The sequence below is a fragment of the Steroidobacter gossypii genome (assembly GCF_016801985.1).
In the GTDB taxonomy this organism is placed as follows: Bacteria; Pseudomonadota; Gammaproteobacteria; order Steroidobacterales; family Steroidobacteraceae; genus Steroidobacter; species Steroidobacter gossypii.
This window is the reverse complement of sequence record NZ_JAEVLS010000003.1, coordinates 677,553-702,382: the sequence shown is the minus strand read 5'-3', so window position 1 is coordinate 702,382 and position 24,830 is coordinate 677,553. Positions and strand designations below refer to the sequence as shown.

The following is a 24,830-nucleotide window of genomic DNA, read 5'->3' as shown; positions in this document are numbered from 1 at the left end:
GATGACGGGCCCCAAAAGGCTACCGCAATCGCCGCTTTTTGCGTGAGCTCAGCCCCAGATCTCGCCCAGCACGCGGGCGAAGTTGCCGCCCAAGATCTTGTGGATCCGCGCATCGGAATGGCCGCGCGCCGAGAGCATCGCCCCGAGCGTCTCGAAGCGCCGCGGATGGTTGAGGTCGGGAATGAATGTGTACAGGTCCGCCGGCCGGCCCCGCTCGAAGATGCCCTGCGCCACCATGTCGGCGATCATGGCGCGATTGTCGGTTTCGAATTCGGACGTGCGGTCGATGGCGTTGATCGTGGCGTCGGTGCCGATGCCGACGTGGTCCTCGCCACAGACATCCATGGCGTGCTCGATGTGGGCGATCACATCGGCGGCCATCGGCTGCTCCACCCTGCGCAGGTACGGCCAGAAGATGATGCCTGCGACCCCGCCGCGCTCGGCCATCGCGCGCAGCACATCGTCATGCTGATTGCGGGGCAGATCGCTCAACGCCGCGCAGCCGGTGTGCCCGATCAGCACGGGCTTCTTCGCCGCCTTGATCGCCTCCATGGTGGTGCGCCGGCCGCCGTGCGCCAGATCCACGGCGATGCGCTTTGACTCCAACGCCTCGATCATCTGATGACCGAAACGACTCAGGCCCGCGTTGCCCGGTTCCATCGCGCCATCGCCCACGAGGTTGCGACGATTGTGAGTAAGCTGGATCACGCGCACGCCGCGCTGATGGAAGGCGTCGATGCGGCTCAGATCCTCACCGATGGGCGAGGTGTCCTGAAAGCCATAGATGACGCCGAGGCGCTTTTCACGATGCGCCCGGGCCAGGTCCGCGCCAGCGCGAATGGTGGTGAATGTTTCAGGGTGCCTGGTGAGGTAGCCTTCCCAGAGCTGGAATTGGCGCTCGCATTTCTCCGCCGCCTCGGCGCCGAACCAGAACCTGCCCTGGGGGGCGATGGTGACATTGATGGCGCTCAAACCGCTCGCGCGGATTTCGGCGAGCTCGGTCGCGCTGATCGCATCGTCAGCGTCCTTGCCGACACCGGCCAACATATCGATGGCCACCGTGTCCGCATACGGCGCCCAGCGCAAATGCTGATTCGCGCTCGCAAGCGCTGCAGGCGAAAGCGTGCTCATGAGCGCCGCCATGCCCGCACGCATCGTGAACTCTCTGCGGTTCATTGTTATTCCCTTCGCTGCTTCAGCCCAGTCCGCTGATGCAGAGACGGGTTCACTGAGCCGAAAGAGCTACCTGCGCCCGTCCCTGCCAGAGCCGCCAGACGCCGTACGTGAGCACCGGCACGACATAAACGGCAATCAGCACATAGGCGAGGCCCCGGTAGCCACGGGCAATCAACGTCACGAGGCCGAAGCGTTCGGCGAGCAACATGGCGATCACCAATAGAACGCCCGCCGCCATGAATCGTGCGCGCGCGGAGAGATCTCGTGTGAATCGCGCACGCCAGGCCTGCGCGATGCGCTCATTCACCGCATGCACGCTGCCGGTGCCGCTTTCCAGCAGCGCCGCGAAGATCATCAGCTGGAACGTCGCATGAAACAGCGGCGCGTCCAGACGTTGCAGCAGAAAGTCAGACGGCAGCGCCTCCGCGCTGATCTGCGGGTAATACGCCACCATGCAGACGAAGAACAGCCATGCGGGGATCATCGCAAGCGGCCCCGCCAATGCGCCCGCGATGATGGCGTCTCGGTTGCTGGTGAGATGGCGAAGCACCGGCAGGATCACCACCGCCCCGACGATGTTGTATCCCGCATACGTCACGCCCGCGAGCGCCCAACCTTGCGTCGGCGCCTCCAAAGCGAGGTTGGCTGAGATGCGATCGCCGAAGGCGCCGATGGCCAGCACCACGAACACTGCATACACGCCATAGAGAAAGAACGACACCCATTTGAACAGCTGCTCGACCGAGGCATTGCCAAAGGTGACGAACAGCGCGATGCCGAGCATCAGACACAAGGTTCCCACGAGCTGCGGCCAGCCGAGCAGCGCCGCGCCAATGGCGCCGGCGGCCGCGCCGAACACGGCCAGGATGAGCACGATGAACAAGCAGTAAGCGATCTCGAAAACGATCCAGCCGCGCCCGAGCAGATGTCGGAAGAACGTTCGATAGTCTTCGCTGTGGGTGGCCCGCGCGAACAGAAAGGTCGCGATGCAGACCACGCTCCAGATCAGCGCGGCCAGCCCCATCCCGAGCAGCCCGCCCTGCGGACCACTGGGTAGAAAGAACTCGACCAGCTCGCGCCCGGTTGCATAGCCGCCGCCGATGACGACCGCCTTGAAGGCAAAGCCCGGCAGCAGGTAGCGCTGAAACCAGGTGGGCGCTCCTACCATCATGAACGCTCCTGCGCATCGCCGCGCCCGCACGCGTCGGGCTTGCTGCTCATCAATCGATCCGCAGGCAGTGATCGAGCAACCGCTCGAACTCTTCACCGCCACGGATCGGATCGGCCACCGGCACGCCGAGCCGCTTGCTCTCGGCCGCGAACAAGGCGCGCGCCTGCGCCTGCGACAGCTGAGAGGTATTGAGGCTCACGCCGCCACATCGAATCGCAGGATTGGTCCGTCGCCCGAGGCGCAGATTGAGATCGATGGCCTCTTCGAGCGAGGGCAGCGGAAAATCCGGCAGGCCCATGACGTGCGTGCGTCCGGGCTCGTGACACACGACGATGACATCGGGCTGGCTGCCATGTAACAAACCGAGCGAGACCGCGGCATACGAGGGATGAAACAACGAGCCCTGCCCTTCGATCACATCCCAATGATCGGGCGCCGCATCCGGCGAGAGGACCTCCGCTGCACCGGCCTCGAAGTCCGACACCACCGCATCCATCGGCATGCCGCGGCCTGCGATCATGATCCCGGTCTGACCCGTCGCGCGAAAATCGACATTCACGCCGCGTTGTTTGAATGCTCTGGCAATGGCAAGCGCGGTGTATTTCTTGCCCAATGCGCAATCGGTGCCGACCGCGAGCAATCGCTTGCCGCTGCGCTTGCGTCCCGTGGCGGTGGGAATGCCTCTCGGCGGCGTTCGCACATCGATGAGTCGACGCCCATGGCGCTCGGCCGCGGCGGTCAGCGCCGGCGTATCGGCAAGGCGCATGTGCATCCCCGCCACGAGATCCAAACCTGCTTCGAGCGCCTCGAGCAGCGAGGGCATCCAGCTGTCCAGGATGCGGCCGCCCGCGTTGGCCACACCGATGACCATGGAGCGCGCGCCCAGGGCCCTGGCCTGTGCGGGCGTGAGCTTGGGCAGCCCCAACGTGATGGCATCCGGCGAGCACGCAAGCTCGCCGACGCATCGATCGCGCGCCCAGTCGCGCAGCCCGAAGGCGGTCTTGGCGTAGCCCGCCTCGGTGGTATCGCCGATGAACAGCAGATACGGTTGCGGCAGATCCAGGGCGGCGAAAACGTTGGCTGTGGAATTCACGTTGGCTCGGACGCTCGTTCAGAATTGGAAATCCAGGCTCAAGCCCACGGTGCGAGGCTGCAATACGCCCAAGTCCAGACGCACCGGCCGATTGATCCCATCGACCGTCGTGTCGCCCCCGGTGAATGCACGCTCGTCGGTCACATTCTTCACGAACACGCGCACGGTCATGCTGTCGAACTGTACATCCGCATTCAAGTCCAGCACATCATAAGAAGGCAGCGTGTAAGCCAGGTTGTCCGTGAGCGTGACCACCTCTGAAAACCGCTCGTCCGCGTAACGCCAGCCCGCGCCGACGTGCGCCTCGCGACCGCCGAACGCCGTGAACTCGTAGTCGACCGTGAGCGAGGCGTTCCACTCGGGCACATCCGGCAGCTGCACGCCAAACCTGTTGTTGAGCTCGGGCGGACTCGACTCGAGCGTCGCCTCGGTGTACGAGAAGTTGAACCCGAGCTGCAACGCATCGGCCACCGAGAACAACGACTCGAACTCCACGCCCTGGCTCTTCGCGTCGCCTGCGTTGTCGAGCGCGGAAACGCCACCAAAGCCCTGCAACTGCTGAATGTCCTGCCAATCGATATAGAACAGCGCGGTGTTGATCAGTGCACGACCCTCGAGAAAAACGGTTTTGAGGCCGATCTCGTAGTTGGTCAGCTCATCGGCGTCGACCTTTGGGGGCACGCCCGGCAGGATGAGGTTCGGCCCGCCGGGACGGTAGCCGCTCGCAACGCGTGCGTACACCATCGTGTCCTCGCTCACGTGCCAGCGCGGACTCACCGCATACGTGAACACATCCTCTTCGGACACGCCCGGGGTGTTCTCTTCCGGCAGAATCGCGCCGCCGGTGATCTGGCGGAACTTCTGCTCATTGCGCGCCCACCGCAGGCCCGTGACGACGTCGAAGCTGTCGCTGATCTTGAATGTCACATCGCCGAACGCGGCGAACTCCTCGTATTCCGAGGGCAGCAATGCAATCGCGAAGAATGGCGAGAAAAGCTCGATCGGCTGTCGCTGCTGATCGAAGGCATAGGCGTACTGCGAGTTCTCGCTCTCCTCCTCTGTGTAGAACGCGCCGACGCGCCACTGCACGCGGCCCTCATCGCTCGATGCGAGCCGAAACTCCTGGGTCCATTTGTCGAGCTCCAGGGTCAGATCGAACAAGCTCAGGCCTTCGGGCACCAGCCCCTCGGTCAAGAGCGGAAACAGCGAGCCGAAGGTGATGCTCGCATCCTGGCGCTGCGTGGTTTTCATGCTGGAGTAGCTCGAGGCCGAGGTGAATTCACCCCAGCCCAGATCCCAATTGAGCGTCGCCGAGTAGTAATCCACGTCCTTACTGAAAGGCTGCTCGATGGGATGCGAGGTGCGCAGATCCCCGAAACCGCTGCCTGCCCGCGGCGGATCGATATCGGCCAGCGCAAACGCCATGCTGGCGTTGTTGTCCGAGTCCAGCCGTTGCCACAGGCCGCCGAGAGTGAGCGAGACCGATTCGCTCATCTGCCACAGCAGCGAGGCGCGACCGCCGCTCTGCTCGAGCTCATTCTCATCTTCCTGGCCGGTGGCCACGTTCTCGATGTAGCCCGGCGTGTTCTGCGTGAAGTAGCTCGCACGCAGCGCAATCGTGTCGCCCAACGGCACGTTAATACCGGCGCGCGCCCCCCAACCCAGATCGTCGGCGCCCGCGATATCAAATCCTTCCACGCCCGCTCGAAATTCCAACGCCTCGGTACTCGGATCGCGCATCACATATTTCAACAATCCGCCCATGGCGCCGGCGCCATATAGCGTGCCTTGCGGACCACGCAGTACTTCGATGCGCTCCACGTCGTACGGCATCATGTCCAGCACGAAGAAGCTGGCGCGCGCATAGTTGTTGCTGGCGCCGAGCGGCGTGTCGTCGATATAAGTTCCAACCACCGAGCCGGGACCGACCGGAGCGATACCACGCAACGTGATCGAGGTCTGGCCGGGCGAGCCGCCGTTGGTGATGTTGATGCCGGGCATGTACGCGGCGAAATCCTGCAATTGAGTCGCATGCACGCGCGTCAACTGCTCCTGGCTGAACGCGCTGACGGAGGCCGGCACGTCTTGCACGCTCTCACTGCGCTTCTGCGCGGTGACGATGATTTCATCGATCACCCCGCTGTCGCGCGATTCGGCCGCGCCCGCGTGGGTGGCGCTCATCATCAACGCCAGCGCGCCGCTGCATGCGCCGAATCTCACGCCGCGCGACGTTTTCATGAAGACACTCATAGTCGCTCCCCATCGTTGTAGTTGCCAATCACGCATGCGGTCTCACGCGCCATCTCAATAGTTCACATCGAAGGCAATCAGGTGGAACGCAAGCGCCACCCAGAGCAGCACCAGCAGCGACACGGCCAGCACCACCGCCCAGAGCTTGGCGTACCACTTGCGCGCGCTGCGCACGACCGTCCACGCATTCCATACGCCGAGCACCGCGCCACCGATGAACACCACCAGCGAGAGCAGTTGCATCAGCCACACCCACGGATCGGAGCTCTCCGAGAGCATGCTCAAGTCGCTCATCATCAGGCTGATGGTGGCGGCCCACGCGATGCATACAGCGACCGAGGCCGTCGCGGCGATTCGGATCCAGCGATGCGCCTTTGCGTCTTCGCCGCTCAAGTCATACGGCACGCCATAGTGCTTGCGAGCGAGCGCGGACACCGGCCACGCGAGGCTGGTCAGCAACAGAGAGATCAAGGCGAGCACCAGCGCTGGCACCAGCCAGGTCGGCGATCGCGACGCCGGCGTGCGATCGAACATCATGAACGGCGACAGACCATCGAAGCTGAAGCGAACCACCTCGCCGTTCGCGACCTGCGCGGATAGCAACGTCGTGCCATTCACATCACGCCACACGAACGGCTCGACTTCTCGCCACTTCACCGGGCCGCCGCCTAAGCTGTCGGCGAGCGACACACCGATGGTGTGGTCCGGGTTGACGTAGACCTTGATCGGACCCATCAGGCCCAGCAGGCTGAAAAAGCTCGACTCGACCCGCCGGGAGTTGTCGTAGACGCCGGCAATCATGCGAGCGTGCTCCGCGGCGGTTGTTTCTTCGACCTTGCCGTCGAGCGTCGGCCCCGGCAGATAACGATTGGCGAACTGCTCGAACAAGGCGCTGCGAATGCTGTGACTGGCCGGGCCGACGCCGCCGCTGTTCAACGAGAGATACATGCCGACGCCATCGTCGACGAACAGATGCAGGTCGCTGTGGAACCAGTTGGTGTCGCCGCCATGGCCGAGGGCGCGATGGCCGTTCTGGTTCTGCTCGTAAAAGCCGAGCAGCATCCGATGCACGTGCGGCAGAATAGTGAGCGCGGTAGTGTGCATCTGCTCGGCGGTGCTCTCCTGCAGGATGCGCGCCGAGCCGTAAGCGCCTTTTTGCAGATGAGCGATCATGAACTTCGCCATGTCCGCGCCGGACGCGGACAAGCTGCCCGCCGGCGACACGCCCACGATCTCGAAAGGTTTCGGCTCGCCCCAGGCGACTTCGTAGCCCTTGGACATGAGCGGCTCGAGCGACTCGGGCAACGGTTGGCGAAAACTCGAGTGCTGCATGCCGAGCGGCTGGAAGATGTGTTGTTCGATGTAATCGTCGAACGGCACGCCGGACACGCGCTGGACGATGTAACCGGCGAGCGCGGTCGCATAGTTCGAATACGCGGGCGTCGTGCCCGGCGCGAAGATGCGCGTGGGCACCCAATCTTTCAGGCGTTCTTCGAAACCTGCGACGGGCTGGCCCACCTCGCCCATCAGACCCTTCAGTTGCTCTTCGAAGCCCGCGGTGTGCGTCATGATGTGACGCAGGGTCACCGGCTGTCCGTCGCGCGGCGGAATCTCGAAATCGAGATACTGGTTCACGTCGGCATCCAGATCGAGCTTGCCCTGCTCCACCTGTTGCATGACCGCCGTCCAGGTGAACAGCTTGGAGATCGAGCCCGGCCGAAACAAAGTGAGATCGGGATCCACCGGCTTGCGCGCGGCCACATCCGAGTAGCCGTAACCTTTCTTGAGCAGGACCTCGCCGTCTTTCACCACCACGACGACGGCGCCGGCGATGCCGCCCACCTGCATTGCATAAGGCAGGTAGCCATCCAGCCAGGCTTCGAGATCGGCCCGCGTCAGCGGCGCCGCGCCCGGCGGCGCCTCGGCCTGGGGAATGGAGGCTTCAGTCGCAGGCCCGGGCGGCGGCAGCTGCGCGCCTTCCTGGGCCCATGCCGCGCCCGTCAGGAAATACAGGGCCGCCATCAACGTCGTCGCCATGCGTACGCGCATTGCATCCTCGCCTGCGTCAGGGCCGCTTCTTGGGGCGGCGGTATTTTCTCTTATTGGGAATAATAGTCCTGATTGGAGAATCGTCAACCTGATCGTGCAAAACACCATCGAGGTAAGACGGAACGGTCATCCGGTAGAATGAACCCCGATGAAAACAGCCAAGCTCGCCGACAAGCGCGTCGCCAACCAGCGCACCGAGAAGTCCGCCGACAAGCCCACCCTGGGCCGCGTGATTCGCGCGTTACGGACGCGCAATGACTGGACGCTCAAGGAGATGAGCGATCGCACCGGCATTCCGCTCTCCACGCTCGCCAAGGTGGAGCACGACCGGCTGACCCTCACCTACGACAAACTGTTGCAATTGAGCGAGCGGTTGAAGATTCGCATGTCGGATCTGTTCGCCGAGCCGACCGAGCAGGCCTCGCAGGCGGTCACCGCCCGACGCAGCATCGGGCGCATCGATCAGGCGATCCGCGTCAACACCAGGAACTACGATTACTACTATTTATGCGCCGAGTTGCGGCGCAAGCGGATGATCCCCATCCTGACGCGCATCCGCGCCAAGAGCGTCGAGGAGTTCGGCGAACTGGTGCATCACTCGGGCGAGGAATATATCTTCGTGATCGAAGGACAGATCGAAGTGCACACCGAGTTCTACGATCCCATCGTGCTCGAGGCCGGCGAGTCGATTTATATCGATTCGAACATGGGACATGCGTACGTCGCGGCCGAAGGCTGCGATGAGGCGACGGTGCTGGGCGTGTGCTCGAGCGCGGATGAGGAAGATCTGATGGAGTCGCTGATGGGCCTGCACGGTGAGGATCAGGTGCGCCTGACGCCTCCCGAGCCGAAGAGCGCGCCTCAGCAGACCAAAGCGAAACCTCGCGCGAAAAAGACGGCTGCGTAGGCGAACTCGCCATCAGCCGACGCCGGCCGCACATGGGCGTACGAGCGAGCGCCTGCTCGTTCGGGGCCCGCGACAGAACGCGTCAGGTCAGCGTGCGCCGTCCGGCGAGCGCGTGCGCCAGCGTGCCGCCATCGACGTACTCCAGCTCGCCGCCGATCGGCACGCCATGGGCGATGCGGCTGGATTTCACATGGTGACGAGCAGCGATCTCGGCGATCACATGCGCGGTGGCGTCGCCTTCCACGGTCGTGCTGGTGGCGAGAATGGCTTCGCTCACCTCGCCTGCTTTGAGCAATGTTTCCAATTGCGCAAAGCCCAGCTCATCCGGCCCGATGCCATCGAGCGGCGACAGATGGCCCATCAAAACGAAATACGTTCCACGGTAGCTGCCGGACTGCTCGATCGCGGCGACGTCCGCCGGCGACTCGACCACGCACAAGGTCGCCCGATCGCGCGAGGTCGATGCGCAGATCGGACACAGCTCGGCATCGGCGAACATACGGCAGCGCTGACATCGCCCCACGCCCGTCACCGCCTTCTGCAAGGCGTCCGCGAGCAGACCCGCAGCGTTGCGGTCCTTCTCCAGCAAATGAAACGCCATGCGCTGCGCCGACTTCGGCCCGACCCCAGGCAGACAGCGCAACGCTTCGATCAAGCGAATCAGAGACGGCGGATAGATCACGTCAAAACGGCATCTTGAACCCGGGCGGCAGATTCAGCCCACCCATCAAGCTCGCCATTCTCTCCTGCGTCGTGCGGTCGACCTTCTGCACGGCGTCGTTGATGGCCGCGGCGATCAGGTCTTCCAGCATGTCCTTATCGTCGCTGCTCACGATGGAAGCATCGAGCGTCACCCGGCGCACTTCATGCTTGCCGGTCATGACCACCTTCGCCATGCCGCCGCCCGCCTCGCCCGTGACTTCGAGCTGGGCGATCTCGGCCTGCGCGCGCTGCATGTTGGCTTGCAGCTGCTGCGCCTGTTTCATCATGTTGCCGATGTTGCCTTTCATAACTCAACTCCGCCAAAAAAACTGGCTCCCAGAAATTGAAACCTCAATGATCGGTCGGCCGGATCGACTCGGGCGTGACCGTCGCGCCGAAGATTTCTTTCATGGCGCGAACGTTGGGATCGCTCTCGATGGCGGCGCGCGCGTTCTGCAGGCGATCGTCGGCCGCGGCTTTGAGCTGACGCGCCGGCGTATTCAGCGCCTCGTTCGCGCCTTCGACGAACTCCAGCACCACGGCCTCGCCGTAATACGTGCTCAGCGCCTGCTTGAGCTTGTCTTCCATCAGGTTGGTGCGAAAGTGCGCCCCTTCCGGATCGAGCGACAGACGAACTTTGTTTCCTTGCCGGCCGAGGAACATGCAATGCACGGCGAGCTGGCGCGTGATGCCGCCCAGATTCATCTGTTGAACCATCGTCGCCCAATCGGCATCGCCATTGCTTCCGGCCGCGGGCGCCGCCTTTGGCGCAGGGGCTGCGACGTTCGCAGCAGGCACGCTGTTGTTCGCGACAGGCGCCGCCGCAGCAGCCCGCACCGAGGCTGGCACACCGCCGCCGACAGAGGCAGCTGATGCACGCGCTGGCGCCGGCGCACTGCCACCCGCGGAGGCGGCGGACACTTCCTGCACGCTGAACGCCAACATCCTCAACAGCACCATCTCGAAGCCGCCGCGCGCCTCCGGCGCCAACTCCAGATCCCGACGACCGACGATGGCGATCTGATAGAACAGCTGCGCATCTTCCGGCGTAATCGCGGCCGCAAGCTTCTTGTAAGCCTCGACGTCTTCGGACTCATCGATCTGCAAGTCCGGCACTGCCTGCAGCAGCGCGAGCTTCTGCATGAGCGCGGCGAGCTCGGCGAGCACTTCGCGATAGTCGGGCGCATGCTCGTCCAGCTCATTCACATGCTCGAGCACCTTGCGAGCATCGCGCGCGATCAACGCTTCGACGATGCCGAACACCTGCGCACGATCCAGCGTGCCCAGCATGGTGCGGGTGTCGTCGCCCGTCAGCTTGCCGCCGCCGAATGCGATGACTTGATCGAGCAGACTCAAGGCATCGCGCATGCTGCCCTCAGCGGCGCGCGCGACCAGGCGCAGCGCCTCGGGCTCGAACTCGATGTTCTCCTGCTCGCAGATGAACTGCAGCCGCTTGAGAATCATCGCGGGTGGGAAACGCTTCAGGTTGAATTGCAGACAGCGCGACAGCACCGTCACCGGCAGCTTCTGCGGATCGGTGGTGGCGAGCAGAAATTTGACGTGCGGCGGCGGCTCTTCGAGCGTCTTCAACAACGCATTGAACGAGTGCGTCGAGAGCATGTGCACTTCGTCGATGAGGTAGACCTTGTAGCGGCCGCGCGCCGGCGCGTACTGCACGTTATCGAGTAGCTCGCGCGTGTCATCGACCTTGGTGCGCGAGGCGGCGTCCACTTCGATCAGGTCGACGAAACGACCTTCGTCGATCTCGCGGCAGGCGCTGCAGACGCCACACGGCGTTGGCGTCATGCCGGTTTCGCAATTCAGCGACTTGGCGAGAATGCGCGCGATGGTGGTTTTGCCTACGCCTCGCGTGCCGGTGAACAGAAATGCATGATGGACCCGCCCGGTCTGCAGCGCGTTAACCAGCGCGCGCATGACGTGATCCTGGCCAGCCAGCTCGGTGAAACTGCGCGGCCGCCATTTGCGGGCAAGTGCTAGATAAGACATAGCAGTTAGCTGTTCGCGATTGGCGGTGGAATGAAGTACGGCCAGCGGCCCTGTCTCCGCCAACCCCAAACGCCGCCAACCGCTGCCGTGGAGACGGCCCGCGCCGGCGCTTCTCCGGCGCCCGATATCACCGTTACCGTTGCTCCCTTCCGGGCCTGGCGGGGTTCGCGGCTGATCGTCGCGGAGAAACCGACGCGAGCCGCCATAGAAGCCCACGAAAATCGGCGGTCGAATGCGGCGGCGGAATATACCAGAGCTGACGGCCTTCGGTGCACTCAGCCTCTGCCCCGGTAACCGGGCACGCCCTGGTCCGGCAGCCAGAGCCCCTCGGGGGGCTTGCCCGTCTGCCAGAACACATCTATGGGGATGCCGCCGCGCGGATACCAGTACCCACCGATGCGCAGCCAGCGCGGCTTGAGGAAATCCACCAGGCGTGCGCCGATGGCGACAGTGCAGTCCTCATGGAAGGCGCCGTGGTTGCGGAACGAGCCCAGGTACAACTTGAGCGACTTGCTCTCTACCAGCCATTGCTTGGGCACATAGTCGATGACCAGATGCGCGAAGTCCGGCTGCCCGGTGACCGGGCACAGCGAGGTGAACTCCGGCGCGGTGAAGCGCGCCAGGTACATCTTGTCCGGATGCGGATTGGGCACGCGTTCGAGCTGCGCCTCGTCCGGCGACGACGGCCACACCACGTTCGAGCCGAGCTGACTCACATGCTGAGCCACATTCGCGACCTGCGTCTTTTTTGAGACTTTCGCCAACGCCACCTCTGAGCTTCCAGGCGGGGCCCTGCGGGCCGGCCTGGAGAAGTAGTAAAAAATGATGCCGGCCCTGCGGGCCGGCGCGACATTCCAGTTCCAATCAGCGCTCATCGCCGGGCTGGAGGCCGGCGCGAGGGTTACAAAATCTCGGACGCGTAATCGGCCAGGCGCGAGCGCTCGCCGCGCATCAGCGTGATGTGACCGGCATGCGGCCAATCGCGGAAACGATTGACGACGTAGGTCAGGCCGGACGTGGTCTCGGTCAAGTACGGCGTATCGATCTGCGCGATGTTGCCGAGGCAGACCACTTTGGTGCCCGGACCGGACCGCGTCACCAGCGCCTTCATCTGTTTGGCGGTGAGGTTCTGCGCCTCGTCCAGGATCAGGAATCGATTCAGGAACGTGCGCCCGCGCATGAAATTCAGCGAGCGGATCTTGATCCGATTGCGCAGCAGATCGTTGGTCGCCGCCCTGCCCCAGTTACCGCCCTCCTGACTTTGCGTGAGCACCTCGAGGTTGTCCATGAGCGCGCCCATCCACGGCTCCATCTTCTCTTCTTCGGTGCCGGGCAGAAAGCCAATGTCCTCACCGAGCGGGATCGTCACGCGCGTCATGATGATCTCGCTGTAACGATTGCTCTCGAGCGTCTGCGCCAGGCCCGCCGCCAGCGTGAGCAAAGTCTTGCCCGTACCGGCTGGGCCAAGGATGGTGACGAAATCGATCTCCGGATCGAGCAGCAGGTTCAACGCAAAGTTCTGCTCGCGATTGCGCGCGTTGATGCCCCAGATGCTGTGCCGCTCGTGACGATAGTCGCGCACCAGCTCGAGCGTCGCCTCGTTGCCATCGATCTTGCGGACCAGCGCTTCGAGCCCGTTCGCGTCCTGCTGATACAGGAACTGGTTGACGTGCCAGTCGCGCACCATCGGGCCGTGCACGCGATAGAACGTGCGCGCCTGTTCCTGCCAGGAATGCATGTTCTTGCCATGCTTCTCCCAGAAGTTGGGCGGCAGCTCCTGCAGCCCGGTGTACAGCAGGTCGGCGTCTTCGATGGTCTTGTCGTTGTAGTAATCCTCGGCGTGGACGCCGATGATGGACGCCTTGATGCGCAGGTTGATGTCTTTGGACACCAACGTCACGCGCGAGTCGGAATGTTCCTTCTGCAGGGCCAGCGCCTGGCCGAGAATGGCGTTGTCCGCGCCATGGCCAGGCAGCGTGTCCGGCAGGCCGCTGCTCAGCACCTTGGTCTGAAAGAACAGGCGACCGGCGACCTGCTTCTTCTGGCCGTTGATGTACTTGCCGGAGGGCAGCTCGAGCCCCGAGTCGATGCTCGCCTTGCCGGCGCCCGCCATCAACTCATCGAGAAAGCGGCTCACCTGGCGCACGTTGCGCGCCGCTTCCGACAGACCTTTCTTGCCCGCATCGAGCTCTTCGAGCACGATCATCGGGATGTACACGTCGTGCTCGTCGAAGCGGAAGATCGCGGTGGGATCGTGCATCAGGACGTTGGTGTCCAGCACGAAGATGCGATGCGGCCCGCGCTTGCCAGCGCGAGTACGCTTGTCGCCGGCTTTGGATTCGCTCGATTCGGCTCTGGTCATGAGAGGTGTCGACACTCCTGTGGGAGTCGAGGCAGATTGCGGGAAGCCTGTTACAGGCGAATCACAGCGCGCGAGCCGCAGCGAGCACGGCCTCGGCGTGGCCAGGCACTTTCACCTTGCGCCATTCCTGGCGCAGCACGCCGCTCGCATCGATCAGAAACGTGCTGCGCTCCACGCCCATGAACTTGCGGCCGTACAAACTCTTTTCCTTGATGACGTCGAACAGCTGGCACAGCGCCTGCTCTTCATCGGAGAGCAGCTCGAAGGGAAATCGATACTTGGCCTTGAACTTCTCGTGCGAGGCGATGCTGTCGGTGGACACGCCGAGGATCATCGTGTTCGCCTTGTTGAATTGCGCAGCGAGATCGCGAAACGCCTCGCCCTCGGTCGTGCAACCCGGGGTGTTGTCCCGAGGGTAGAAATAGAGAACGACGTTCTTGCCGGCCGCCTCGCTCGCCTTCCACGAGCCGCCGCCGGTGATCAGGCTGGAGAACGCCGGTACTTTCTTGCCCACGGCGACTTTGCCGCCGCTTGGTTTGCTCACCGGCGCCTTCGCGTTCTTTGCCGTACTCGAAGGGGCCGTACTCGCGCGGGCCTTGCTCGCGGCAGCCTTCTTCGAGGGCGCTTTGGTGACCGTCTTTCTCGCGGCGGCGGACGCTTTTGATCCGGGCATTCTTCAGGACTTCACGGGTTCGAGAATGGCGTCGAGGTTCAGCTGATCGCACAGATCCATGAACTCCTCGCGCAGCGCTGCGATGTGAATCTTGCCAGGGATGTGCACCACCATCTGTACGGAAAACATTGGCGCGCCGGTATGCGCGGCGGCATAGCTGCGGGTGTTCAGCTCGGCGATATCGATGCCGCGCGCGCTGAAAAATCCGGCCAGGTTGTGCACGATGCCGGGCTGATCCAGACAGACCACATCGACCGAATAGGTCACGACATCCTTGCGGGGCGGGCGCTGGTCGGTGCGCCGCAGACCGATGGTGACGCCGGAGGAGTCGCTGAGCTTTTTCAGCTCGGTTTCGAGCTTGGCGAGCGTGTGCCAGTTGCCCGAAACCAGCAACAGCATGGCGAACTCGCTGCCGAAGGAGCTCATGCGGCTGTCGATGATGTTGCCCGAGCAGTCGAGCACCACGCGGGTCAGGTCGTAGACCAGACCGGTGCGGTCGCTGCCGAGCGCGGAGATGACGATGAACTGCATCGCTGCCTTGATGACTGCTGACGGGCCGACAGTTTACACGCAGGGGCGCGGCTGTCGGAACGCGAATTCCAACCCGGGCCGCTCGCCCCAGGGTCGGCGCATTACGTGCGTAAATGCCGTTAACTTTGATAGGATCCCGGGCCTTCCCCTTCGAGGATGACCATGTTTAGCGGCAGCATCGTGGCGCTCGTTACGCCGATGCAGGCGGATGGCACTGTGGATCACAGCGCCCTGGACCGTCTGGTCGACTTCCATGTGTCGAACGGCACCAACGCCATCGTCGCCGTCGGCACCACCGGCGAATCGCCGACGCTGAGCGTGGAAGAGCACATCGGCGTGGTGAAACGCGTCGTCGAGCGCTCCGCCCGCCGCATCCCCGTGATCGCCGGCACCGGCGCCAACTCCACCCGCGAGGCCATCGAGCTCACCCGGCTGGCGAAGGAGGTGGGCGTGGATGCCTGCCTCTCGGTCGTGCCCTACTACAACAAGCCCACCCAGGAAGGCTTGTATCAGCATTTCAGGGCCATCGCTCAGGCAGTGGACGTGCCCATCTTCCTGTACAACGTGCCCGGCCGCACCGTGGTCGACATGAAGCCGGAAACGGTGCAGCGACTGACCGAATTCCCGAACATCGTCGGCCTCAAGGAAGCGTGCTCGCTGGAGCGCAACCGCGAGCTGCTCAATCGTGTCGGCGGTCGGCTGGCGCTGTTCTCGGGCGACGACGACCTGGCCTGCGAGGCGGTGCTCGCCGGCTTCCAGGGCGTGGTCTCGGTGACCGCCAACATCGCGCCGCGCCAGGTCCGCGCCGTGATGGACGCCGCCCTCGCCGGCAAGCGCGAGGAAGCCCGGAAACTGGACATGAAGCTGCAACCCTTGCACAAGGCCATGTTCCTGGAGAGCAACCCCATCCCCGTCAAGTGGGCCGCCGCCCGCCTCGGCCTGATCGCCGACGCCGTCCGCCTGCCGCTGGTGCCGCTGTCCCATCAGCACCAGGGCCCGATCCTGGAAGCCATGCAGTCGGCGGGGATCGCGTTCGCCTGATTTCTGGTTTTGGGTGCTGCGTCGTTTGCCAGAGATCGGCATCGACGTGTAACCTTCGCGCCTTACGGAGAGATGGCCGAGTGGTCGAAGGCGCTGGACTGGAATTCCAGTAACATCCTCACAGGTGTTCCAGGGTTCGAATCCCTGTCTCTCCGCCAGAACACAAAGCCCCCCTTGCGGGGGCTTTTCTGTTTCTGCCGGCTCGGCAGGGACAGCGGGATATCCCATTCATCGGTGCACGTGCGCGCTAGCTCATGTACGAGCGGAACCAATCGAGCATGGGGCCAGGGTTTCTTTGGAAGTAGGTGTATCCGTCCCAGCGCCGCGTGGTCCCCTCGATCCACAACAACTCCTTCTCTGCGATCGGAATGTTGTCGAACATGGCCTGTATATCCTCGGGACGGGTATAGACGTCGTCCCTCACCTGATAGAGAAGAGTCGGGATGCGGACGCTCCTGGCCCAAGGGATGGGTGAGAAATCGTCCAGCCGGAAGCTGGTGTGAAGCCGGATACGTTGCTCGAGATCGGCAATGTGGTGCGCCGGAATGTTCAAGCGCTCCAGTGCACGCTCGAGCGCCACGCGACTCGATAGTGGCTGCGGAGACACCATGCATCGAACATCTCCGAACACCTCGGGGCATCGAGCCATCGCGAACATCGTCGCGTTACAGCCGACGCAGCGGCTGAACAGGCCGATCCTCATGTTGCGAGTATCAGGCCGGGCGCGGACATAGCTGAGCGAACCGATCACGTCACGCGATTCGAATCTGCCCACAGTGAAGATGCCGCCGTTCGCGGCCCCGCTCTGGCCGAAGTTGCGCAAATCGTACGCGAGGACGTTGTAACCTGCCTGGTGCAGAATCTTGTAGTCGGGCACGAAGTTGACTTCGAAGTCATTGCCCGTGGCTCCGGCGAAAGATTTCCAGGGCTCCAGATGCGAAGGCAGACCGGAGCGGCTGAACCAGCGCGGATGATTGGCGATGATGATCTTTTCCGAACCCGGGGCCGGAATGAACCAGCCCTCCAGCGGTACGCCGTCCTGTGACGGGAAGGTCACATCCTCGTACTCCATCCCCTCCTCATCCGGCCGATGCATAATCGGCGCGCGTGGCCAGACCCGAAATCCATCGGCAATCGCTTGCAGCGTATCGTTGATCTGCGTGGGGGTCATCGCTCGCTCCTCCTGACTCACCCTGCGCAACGCATCAGGCGCGGGGTGCGATTTGCCCAATCCAACTGCGGACTTGCTCGATCCTGTAGATTTCGGCCGGTGCGACTCATCGCAATTGGGCGAGGAAGGCCGCCGTGTCGTACTGCACCCATTCCTCCAGAAGCTGGCCATTCGGCGCGTAACGGAAGATGTTGATGACTCGATATTCGAACCGCTTGCCGTTGGGCCGGAGCGCGCCTCCAGGCAGGCCCGTGAATGGGCGGGCGAAGACTCCCGCGAAGCGCGTTCGAGTCGCCAGGTAATCGCCGCCATCGGAAACCACGGCCTGACGCGTCACGGTGAAATCGTCGAACGCCGCCCGGCAGGCCGCGAAATAATTCCAAAGTTGTTCGCGGTTCAGCTCGCCGTTGGGTCCGTGAAACCGGAATTGCGGGTGGAAGAACGCCGCAAGCGCAGCGTTGTCCTCTTTTGCAATTCCGACATTTCCTATGCGGATGAGCTCGCGTACTCGCGCAGGGAGAGTGGGATCGTCTGCGCTCAGGCTGTTCTCGTCGGTGCGGCCGAGCGCGAAATTATCTGAACTCTCATTCTGCATGGCTGCAGCCTTCCGAAATAAAAGGAATGTCCCAACCGCCGCTCCCGGTCCGAGCAACGAGCGACGCGCGTGATTCGTTCCGTGGTAGAACATTTGATCTATTGCTGATGACATCACGTGTGCCAGCAGTGGGCGTTTCAGCGCTCGTCGCGATCTGCCGAGCAGGCCACATCACGCTGCGCTTCGAGCGCTTCGAGCCTGTTCGCCAGAGCAATGAACGAAGTCTTCTCAGCGCGAAATTGTTCGACGTCCAAGCGCGAGACCGACTCCTACTTCCGAGGACCGAAATAAGGCAGGAGATAGCAGCCGAGCATCGTTTGGTAGTCAGAGCGCGTCGAGTCGCGCAGTCGTACCTTGCTATCGAGCCACTTCTTGGGCACCTGAGCAAACGTCAGTCGGCCTCGAACCGCTGCGGGACTCCGCAGCTCAGCGAGAGGACCACACCGCGGTGATAAACACCACAATGCCCGTAGCTCCCAGCAAATCTCTCAACTCAGTCAGTATCGCCGCGGCCTCCCAAGAGGCGAGCCGAGTGAGAACAGCCAGAACCCCAAAAGCGACCCACGCAGCAGCGGACCATGTCGTGATGTGTCCACCCGCTTCTTGATTTGCTTTCACATTATCTCGCCCCAGGCCGGATGTCACATCCACACACTCGATCGACTGCGCCCGCTAGCGCAGGCCGCTGCCTGCGGCAATCTTTTCGGACGGGATTTGCAGCTGATGCAGATTGGGAACTTCCGGCCGTTCGTTTCGAGACAAGCTGACCCAAGCGTTCAGCACGTCCTCGACCGCTATCGCGCGCATCGACGGGACAGCTCCGTCGAACGCGCGCACACATTTGACGCTGCTGTACCTGCTGCGTGGCAGGTACATTGCTGGATTTGCGGCCCCGAACAGCACCACCAATGGGCAATCCACGGCGGCCGCGCAGTGTGCAGGACCAGTATCGACGGAAATCATGCCGAGCGCGCGCTGCTGAATGGCAAGCAATCGCGGCAACGGAAGATCCCCTGTGAGATTGTGCAATCTCGAGGTACGTACGCTTCTCGCAATCGCGTGATTGAGCGCATGCTCGCTCGAAACCCCACACAATACGAATTCGGCGTTCGGCTCGATCTCTGCGAGCGCGTCGATCACCTGAGCCCATTTGATTTCAGGCCAGTACTTGGAATTGCTGGACCGATCCCTCGGTCGCCACCACTTAGTGGTGCGTTTGTTGCCCGCCTGAATCAGCACAATCGGCTTGTCGTTCAATCGTCTCGCTTTCAGCCACACATCCGCATCGCGGCGCCACTGTTCACTGATCTCCAGTGGAGGCACCCGCAGATGTGAAGGCACGCTCGCAGAAGGCAACTGCCCTTCGTACGCCACAGGCGTCATGGCGGCTAAGCGCAGCCATCGATCGACTTCATGTTCATTGGCAAACCTGCCCACGCGTCCGGCGTCAACGATGTGTGATGCCGGGACATCGGCATGCGACAGTAGTGCGCGCGTTCTAGCGTCGCCATCGCAGTTCCAGACAGGCCCGGTTCCGCGCGCTCGCAGTGCCGCGCAGAGGCGCCATTGATCGAGGCTCAACAGATATGGCGTGGCTCGCGAGCGGATCAGGTATACGCGACCGACGCCGGGCTGACCCTGTATGATGAATCGATTCCATGAGCCGCTCGAGACGATATCGACGGCCCGCCCCCATCGCTCGTACAGCGCTCGCACCATCGAAAGCAAAATGACCATGTCGCCGAGTGCGCCAAAGCGCACTATCAACGGACCAGCCGACGCAGCGCCATCTGGCGCAGTAACCTTGAACATTCTGGCCTGCACAGTGCGCTATGCCGCTTGGCGGTGCAGGAACTGAACTACGGCACCGACCAGGGTAGTGGCCGCGTCGAGAAATCGCCCGAGCGAGCGATTTGGCAATCAGCAACCGCCGTGCTACACGCGAGCGCCGCGAGAACAGCAGCATCAAACTGAACTTTCACTTGCCGCACCCAGCCCCAGCTTCGAGTTCCTCTCGAATCGTCCACGCTAGCATACGATTGCTTCATTTCTATAACAGGAATGAACTACCAACGTACTACGATGCATCCATCGAGCGATTGGACGGGCTGGCTCGAACCAAGTCGCAATGACGGTTCGATGTTTCGGATCACCGCAGGCCGCTGTTTCTCAGCCGCGCCGGCAGCCCCACTCAACCGAAAGCATTTCAGCGCTGAGGCTGGATTGTGCTTCTCGGGATGGACTCGGTAGCCGTACTCAATACGCAGCGGGATGACGCTCACGGCTCGAAGTGGATGCTTGACGATGCTGGGGTGACTCGAACCATAGGCACGGGGGTTTTCAGTTGGATCCCGCTCGCGCAATCGTCATCGACCGTATGTACCAGGACCGCTCGTGGAAACAATGGCTGATTGTGGCTCAAGCAATCGATTCGACGCGTGGATCGCACGGGCTCGGCGTTACCGCCGCCTGCCGGCCACATTACCGAGTCTGGTGATAGCCGCCGTAGTGTTTGATGGGCGACCAAGTCGGCAGGATCTCGGGCAATGCCGGCGAAAGCGAGTGATAGTCCTGCGCGCCGTACACCACCCGGCCGTCCATGACGGTCAACACCGAGGTAATAGATTTGATTTGGGACTCCTCCACGGCATGGTCATGGACAGGGGGATTCCAGTGTCAACGAGCTGGCGCAGCCGCGGAGTCAGCAATGCCTTGTCGCGACCGTAAGTCTTGATGAATCCGTCACCCGTGCAACGCCATCTTGGTGTCCAGGGCGATGCCGCCGCCCAGCGCCTTCACCCTGGCGATGTTCGCGGGACTCATGGTCTCAGCGTGTTCGAGGCTCCACCGCAGATCGTCCAGCGGCATCTTCTCTTTCCTGGTCGTGCAACCCGGCGAGTTCGTCGAGCGGCCTTCGATTCGTACCGGTTTCATCTAGCTGGATTCGCCACCGGCGCGTTGGCTGCGACCGGCGTCATGGGCAGCACTTCGCGCTGGATCGGGAGGGTGGTGATCTTCTTGTCCAGCTTCTGCACCACCGCCGCCGTCAGGTCGCCGCTCAGATTGCCACCGAGCGCAATACCGCGATCGAACAGCAGACCGCATTTGCGTTCCTTGTATTCCGCCGCGACCACCGGCTGCGCTTCCGCCGAGATGCGTTCGATCGCCTTCTGGCGAGTGGCCTCGATCTCGCGAGTGCGATGGTCAGCCTTGCCTTGCAGCTCAGCCCAACGACGGGCCAGCGCCTGCTGCTGTTCCGCGTACTTCTCCGGAGCCAGGTTGGCGCGCTGGCTTTCGAGGTTGCGCGCTTCTTCTTCCAGCGGCTTGCGCTCGGCGAGCACCTCTTGCTGAGCTTCTGCGGTCAGTTTGGCGATCTGGGCGGATGCATCCTTGCCGACCGCCGCGTTCGCGAACACCGCCTGGCGGCTGAGCAGGCACACGCCCGGGATCGCCGGTCCGCCCAGACCCGCTTCTTCGGATCCAGCTCCCTCGGCCGCGGACACGTGACCACCTGCCAGGCTGCCTGCAAGCAGCAGCGCGACGACCACCTTGCGAACATGCGTGTTCTGTTTCATTGCTAGATCTCTCTTGACGACTTGTTTCAATGCGCTACCGCGCCGACGTTCGAATCGCGAGCGCTCTGGCGCGACAGCAGATCAGTGAATCGATCGAGCGAAGCGAGGTGCAAGTTCACCAGTCTCAACCAGCCCTTGCGATGCCACTCGACTACGACAGCATCGGGCAGCGCGGCGAACTTTTCTGCGTCGACGACTTCGAAGCCGCTCAGCGACAGCTTGCGGCCATTCGGCATTACGACATCCGCATGTCGCGCAGTCAGCAAGCCTTGCGCGCGCAGCGCTGCGCTGAAAGCGCTCGTAGCACGATGCTCGCCCGTGAACGCGCGGCAAAACTCCAACGCTTGTTTGGTCACGTCGGTCGGAGCGCCGTTATCGAACAGCGGGACGCCCTCCTCTCCTTGACGCACGATCCGCTCGGATCCAGCATCGACCGCGAGCACGAAGCGATCCTGATCCTCGACGTGAATGAACACGAAAGGATAGCGGCGCACATACGCCGGAATGTAATGGCCCTCGCTCCACTTACCGTCGCTCACGAAAACGTTGAGCTGCTGCAGACCCACCAAGGCGACGGGGCTGGCATCCTTTGCCGCGAACACCAGCGGATAGGAGTGCGCGGCCGCCCCAAATTCGCCGACCATCACTGGCAGGGCATTGGTATCGGACGCATACGCGACATCGCCGCCTTTCAATCGCCAGCTCGCATGCGTCACGGACGAAAGCGGCACGGGCTGTCGATAGAACAGCGGACTCGATGCGGACCTGGGTTCGGATGCCGCGCCTCGGAGCGAGGGGTTCTGTGAAGTTTGCTCTGCGGCGGCGTCGGTGGCTTTCACGTTAGCTTCCTATGATCTGATACTTTTCGGTTCGGGATAGTGCGTTTATTGCGGTCTCGCGGCTTCGGCAGCCGCACCCGCGGGCGCGGCTGCTGCAACCGGCGGCGCCACAGCGCGCGCATCGAACTGGCCTTGATAGAGCTTGTCGCCGTATTCCTGGGCGATCTCTTCATACTTCGCGCGCGCCTTGGCTGCGAACGGCTGGCGCGAGGACAGCACATCACCGAACCCGACTGTCTCATATGCACGCAGGATTTCATTGCCCAGTGCATACAGCTCGCCGTTCTTCGCTTCGCACTGTTGGATCGCCGCGCTTCGGCCGGCAGCTTCGCCGGCCAGTCGTTGCCGCTCGGCTTCCGAGGCACGGGCCATCTTCAGCAAGTTCTCGTAGGCGCTTCGATACTGAGCGATCTGCGCGTTCGCTTTCTCGACGAATGTATTGGCCTGCTCCTGCAATTGTTGATTGCCCGCGGCCGCCTGACTGCGGGCTCGACGTTCCTTCTCGAGCTCAGCCTTGCTTTGCGCAAGTTCCTCCTTCAGCGCCGCAACCTCATCCGAGGGCGCAGCTCCGCTGTTTTTGCCAGCCTTGAGCTTTGCTAGCTCGTTTTGCACCTCCTGCAACTGAGCAGTCGTGACCCGCAGTTGAGCTCGCAGGCGGTCTTCCATGCTATCCGCCTGCTGGGCGTGGGCTGATGCGGCAAGCAGCAAGCCGGTGGCTGCGATCGTCCTCAGCCAACGCGAAGCGGTTCGATGCGCCGGCGAGGTCGGAATCTTCAGAGATGACATGGCTTTTGACACGGCAACCTCCTCAGAACCGCGCGTTGACATCGAGCTGCAGCGTATCGATGGACAACGGCGCACCATACAGCTCCTTTGTTGCAATCCAGCGCCCGGTGAACCAGGCACGCTTGTCGAATGCATACGAGCCGCCAACAAAGTAGCCGCGTGCGTTGGTTCCGCCCAGGTGGAAATCGGAATCGTTGTAAGCGTCCGGCAAGGCATCCGGCTCTATGCGCTTGTATCCCACCTGCATGTTCCAGTCGCCGGGAGCATCGAGCGTGGGCGCGCCGAATGTCGCCCTGACCAGATACGCGCTGTCGCCGCTCTTGAAGGCCGCACGGTTCGTGCCGCCCGAGCCGTCGAAGTTGTTCACGATGCGGTCGGGGGCGGCACGCTCCCACATCTCATCTTCGTCGTAAGCGAGGTTTTGTACATAATCGGCTTCGACGCGCAGATAGAACCGCTCGCCCACCCGCGCCTGCCAGTTGAGATTCACATCGAGCAGTTCGAACTCAGCCGCGAGCCCCACGTACTGCGGCGTTGGAGTGCCTGCCGGATCGAGCGGATCGAGCGCCACGTCCCGCAGGGCCATCAGAGTGTTGCCCTTCTGCATGAAAGCAGGGCGCGACCAGTCAGTGCTGCAACTCTGCTCGCCGGCGTACAAGGCGCACGGCTCCGAGACTTTGCCGGAGATGTTTCTGAAGTCGTACCAGGCCGCCGTGCCGCGCAAGCGATGCCGGTCAGTGATCTCCCAATCCGCGCCCAGCTGCGCGGCCAGCAGCCACTTGGTCTCGCTTTCCATCTTCTCCTGACTGCGAAGCGGGAAGCTGTCCGAGGAATATTCGAGCGGGATATAGCCGGCGTTGCTCAGCAGCCGGACCGGACCGACGCCTTGCGCAAACTGAATGACCGCGCCGTCGAAGTTCAAATCTTCATCGAATACCAGATCGGTGGAATCGAACGCCATGTCCGAGGGCACGAATGGATTCGTGAACCGTCCACCGGTCAGCTTCAGCCAGTCGGTGACCTTGTGCGACAACCAGACCTGGTCGATCCAGATGTCGTCCTTGTCGAGGCCGCCGCCCATTGTTTCATTGGTCGACACGGGGCTGTTGTCGTCGCCAGTGGCAATGCGCACGGCGGCTTGCGTGCGCTCGGAAAGATCGGCGAACAGGCCCACGCGCGCGCGAACACGCCATTGGTTCTTGCGATCTTCACGGGTGTTGGCGACTGGCGGCAGCGCCAGGTTGGTATTCGGGTTGGTGTCGTAGCCGTCGCCCACGTTCAGCTGCGGCCAGTCGATTTCAATGTTGCTGTTGCTTTCGGAGAACAGTCGCGATTCGCTGCGCACGCGTACATCGCTGTCGAAGCGGATGCGCTTGGCCCATGCGGGCGTCTCGTTCGGCGCCGCCCACCCCTCCTGCTTGGCCTGGGCCAGCACCTCTTGCTTGAGATCGGCGCGGATCTCATCGCGCACACTCTCGGAAATATAAGGAACACGCACATCGCCCGGCTCAGGACGTAGCGCGGTGGCGCCGGACGGCGCGGCTACTGCAGCCGCGGCGGTGGCCGCTTGATCCTGGGTCCGCTGAGCCGCCATTGCTTCGGTCTGCGCCTGAACCAGCAGCGCTTCGCCGACATCGCGGGTGAGCGCGCCGCTCTCCATCAATCCGCGGATCAGTCTGATCATCGCGCTTTCAGCTGGCGGTGTGGCTTGCGCCGGGGTCTCTGTTTGCTCCTGTGCGACGCCCACGGTGCTCGTCAGCGCCAGCGCCGAGGCAACGGCGAGCGCAACCGTGCGGCGTGCCCGTCCATGCGGCGCAAAGGTTCGACGCTCTTGAATGTGCACGCTGCTTGCGGCGTGCGGATCAGTGGAGTGATTCATTGTTCGCTTCACGATAAGAGAAA

General features: G+C 62.8%; 21 protein-coding genes, 1 tRNA gene, 1 other RNA gene and 1 pseudogene. 3 read left to right on the top strand and 21 right to left on the bottom strand.

The features are described from left to right. Window positions 1–48 precede the first annotated feature (48 nt). From JM946_RS16770 to JM946_RS16750, 5 genes are all read right to left on the bottom strand, one after another. Window positions 49–1,176 carry a dipeptidase gene (locus JM946_RS16770; RefSeq protein ID WP_203168490.1) on the bottom strand — a complete coding sequence of 376 codons (1,128 nt, stop codon included), beginning with the start codon at window positions 1,174–1,176 and terminating at the stop codon, window positions 49–51. A 49-nt stretch (window positions 1,177–1,225) separates the two neighbouring features. Continuing rightward, window positions 1,226–2,344, bottom strand: coding sequence for a YkvI family membrane protein (locus JM946_RS16765; RefSeq protein WP_407700569.1), 1,119 nt, complete (start codon window positions 2,342–2,344; stop codon window positions 1,226–1,228). 52 nt (window positions 2,345–2,396) lie between these two features. Beyond that, entirely contained in the window at window positions 2,397–3,440 is a 1,044-nt protein-coding gene (locus JM946_RS16760) for a DUF1611 domain-containing protein (protein ID WP_322110945.1), read from the bottom strand. Between the two features lie 18 nt (window positions 3,441–3,458). Next, window positions 3,459–5,678: a TonB-dependent receptor gene (locus JM946_RS16755; RefSeq protein WP_203168488.1), complete on the bottom strand. Its 2,220-nt coding sequence runs from the start codon at window positions 5,676–5,678 to the stop codon at window positions 3,459–3,461. A gap of 66 nt (window positions 5,679–5,744) precedes the next feature. Continuing rightward, window positions 5,745–7,739, bottom strand: a complete 1,995-nt coding sequence (locus tag JM946_RS16750) for a serine hydrolase domain-containing protein (protein ID WP_203168487.1) — start codon at window positions 7,737–7,739, stop codon at window positions 5,745–5,747. A 148-nt stretch (window positions 7,740–7,887) separates the two neighbouring features. Between JM946_RS16750 and JM946_RS16745 the strand changes: the two genes are divergently transcribed. Next, window positions 7,888–8,646: a helix-turn-helix domain-containing protein gene (locus JM946_RS16745; protein ID WP_203168486.1), complete on the top strand. Its 759-nt coding sequence runs from the start codon at window positions 7,888–7,890 to the stop codon at window positions 8,644–8,646. 82 nt (window positions 8,647–8,728) lie between these two features. Here the strand turns inward: JM946_RS16745 and recR are convergent, their stop codons facing one another. The 8 genes from recR to JM946_RS16705 form a co-directional block, all read right to left on the bottom strand. Next, window positions 8,729–9,328 (bottom strand): recombination mediator RecR, encoded by a 600-nt coding sequence (gene recR, locus JM946_RS16740; RefSeq protein ID WP_203168485.1) that lies wholly within the window; start codon window positions 9,326–9,328, stop codon window positions 8,729–8,731. 1 nt (window position 9,329) lies between these two features. Continuing rightward, window positions 9,330–9,656 carry a YbaB/EbfC family nucleoid-associated protein gene (locus JM946_RS16735; protein WP_203168484.1) on the bottom strand — a complete coding sequence of 109 codons (327 nt, stop codon included), beginning with the start codon at window positions 9,654–9,656 and terminating at the stop codon, window positions 9,330–9,332. A gap of 43 nt (window positions 9,657–9,699) precedes the next feature. After that, entirely contained in the window at window positions 9,700–11,355 is a 1,656-nt protein-coding gene (gene dnaX / locus JM946_RS16730; RefSeq protein ID WP_203168483.1) for a DNA polymerase III subunit gamma/tau, read from the bottom strand. Between the two features lie 98 nt (window positions 11,356–11,453). After that, window positions 11,454–11,550, bottom strand: an RNA gene (gene ffs / locus JM946_RS16725) — signal recognition particle sRNA small type. Between the two features lie 80 nt (window positions 11,551–11,630). Continuing rightward, window positions 11,631–12,083, bottom strand: coding sequence for a preQ(1) synthase (queF, locus tag JM946_RS16720; protein ID WP_407700568.1), 453 nt, complete (start codon window positions 12,081–12,083; stop codon window positions 11,631–11,633). Between the two features lie 173 nt (window positions 12,084–12,256). Beyond that, window positions 12,257–13,717 (bottom strand): PhoH family protein, encoded by a 1,461-nt coding sequence (locus JM946_RS16715; RefSeq protein ID WP_203168481.1) that lies wholly within the window; start codon window positions 13,715–13,717, stop codon window positions 12,257–12,259. Window positions 13,718–13,778: 61 nt separating this feature from the next. Then, window positions 13,779–14,261 carry a peroxiredoxin gene (locus JM946_RS16710; RefSeq protein WP_322110944.1) on the bottom strand — a complete coding sequence of 161 codons (483 nt, stop codon included), beginning with the start codon at window positions 14,259–14,261 and terminating at the stop codon, window positions 13,779–13,781. Between the two features lie 132 nt (window positions 14,262–14,393). Next, window positions 14,394–14,921, bottom strand: a complete 528-nt coding sequence (locus tag JM946_RS16705; RefSeq protein ID WP_203168479.1) for a glycine cleavage system protein R — start codon at window positions 14,919–14,921, stop codon at window positions 14,394–14,396. Window positions 14,922–15,083: 162 nt separating this feature from the next. Between JM946_RS16705 and dapA the strand changes: the two genes are divergently transcribed. After that, window positions 15,084–15,962 carry a 4-hydroxy-tetrahydrodipicolinate synthase gene (gene dapA / locus JM946_RS16700; RefSeq protein WP_203168478.1) on the top strand — a complete coding sequence of 293 codons (879 nt, stop codon included), beginning with the start codon at window positions 15,084–15,086 and terminating at the stop codon, window positions 15,960–15,962. Window positions 15,963–16,028: 66 nt separating this feature from the next. Continuing rightward, window positions 16,029–16,120, top strand: a tRNA-Ser gene (locus JM946_RS16695). 89 nt (window positions 16,121–16,209) lie between these two features. Here the strand turns inward: JM946_RS16695 and JM946_RS16690 are convergent. From JM946_RS16690 to JM946_RS16645, 8 genes and pseudogenes are all read right to left on the bottom strand, one after another. Beyond that, complete coding sequence (locus JM946_RS16690) at window positions 16,210–17,133, bottom strand: alpha/beta hydrolase (RefSeq protein WP_203168477.1); 924 nt, start codon at window positions 17,131–17,133, stop codon at window positions 16,210–16,212. Between the two features lie 106 nt (window positions 17,134–17,239). Further along, window positions 17,240–17,728: an ester cyclase gene (locus JM946_RS16685; protein ID WP_203168476.1), complete on the bottom strand. Its 489-nt coding sequence runs from the start codon at window positions 17,726–17,728 to the stop codon at window positions 17,240–17,242. Window positions 17,729–18,400: 672 nt separating this feature from the next. Continuing rightward, window positions 18,401–19,165 carry a glycosyltransferase family 9 protein gene (locus tag JM946_RS16675; protein WP_203168474.1) on the bottom strand — a complete coding sequence of 255 codons (765 nt, stop codon included), beginning with the start codon at window positions 19,163–19,165 and terminating at the stop codon, window positions 18,401–18,403. 1,044 nt (window positions 19,166–20,209) lie between these two features. After that, window positions 20,210–20,602 (bottom strand): annotated as a pseudogene (locus JM946_RS31695) (amidohydrolase family protein); the annotation flags it as partial. 56 nt (window positions 20,603–20,658) lie between these two features. Beyond that, window positions 20,659–21,303: an OmpH family outer membrane protein gene (locus tag JM946_RS16660; RefSeq protein ID WP_203168471.1), complete on the bottom strand. Its 645-nt coding sequence runs from the start codon at window positions 21,301–21,303 to the stop codon at window positions 20,659–20,661. A 26-nt stretch (window positions 21,304–21,329) separates the two neighbouring features. Next, a complete protein-coding gene (locus JM946_RS16655) occupies window positions 21,330–22,142 on the bottom strand; it encodes a SapC family protein (protein WP_203168470.1) in 813 nt (270 codons plus the stop codon). Between the two features lie 45 nt (window positions 22,143–22,187). After that, window positions 22,188–22,940: a hypothetical protein gene (locus JM946_RS16650; protein ID WP_203168469.1), complete on the bottom strand. Its 753-nt coding sequence runs from the start codon at window positions 22,938–22,940 to the stop codon at window positions 22,188–22,190. A gap of 10 nt (window positions 22,941–22,950) precedes the next feature. Further along, complete coding sequence (locus JM946_RS16645; protein WP_203168468.1) at window positions 22,951–24,807, bottom strand: putative porin; 1,857 nt, start codon at window positions 24,805–24,807, stop codon at window positions 22,951–22,953. Window positions 24,808–24,830 lie beyond the last annotated feature (23 nt).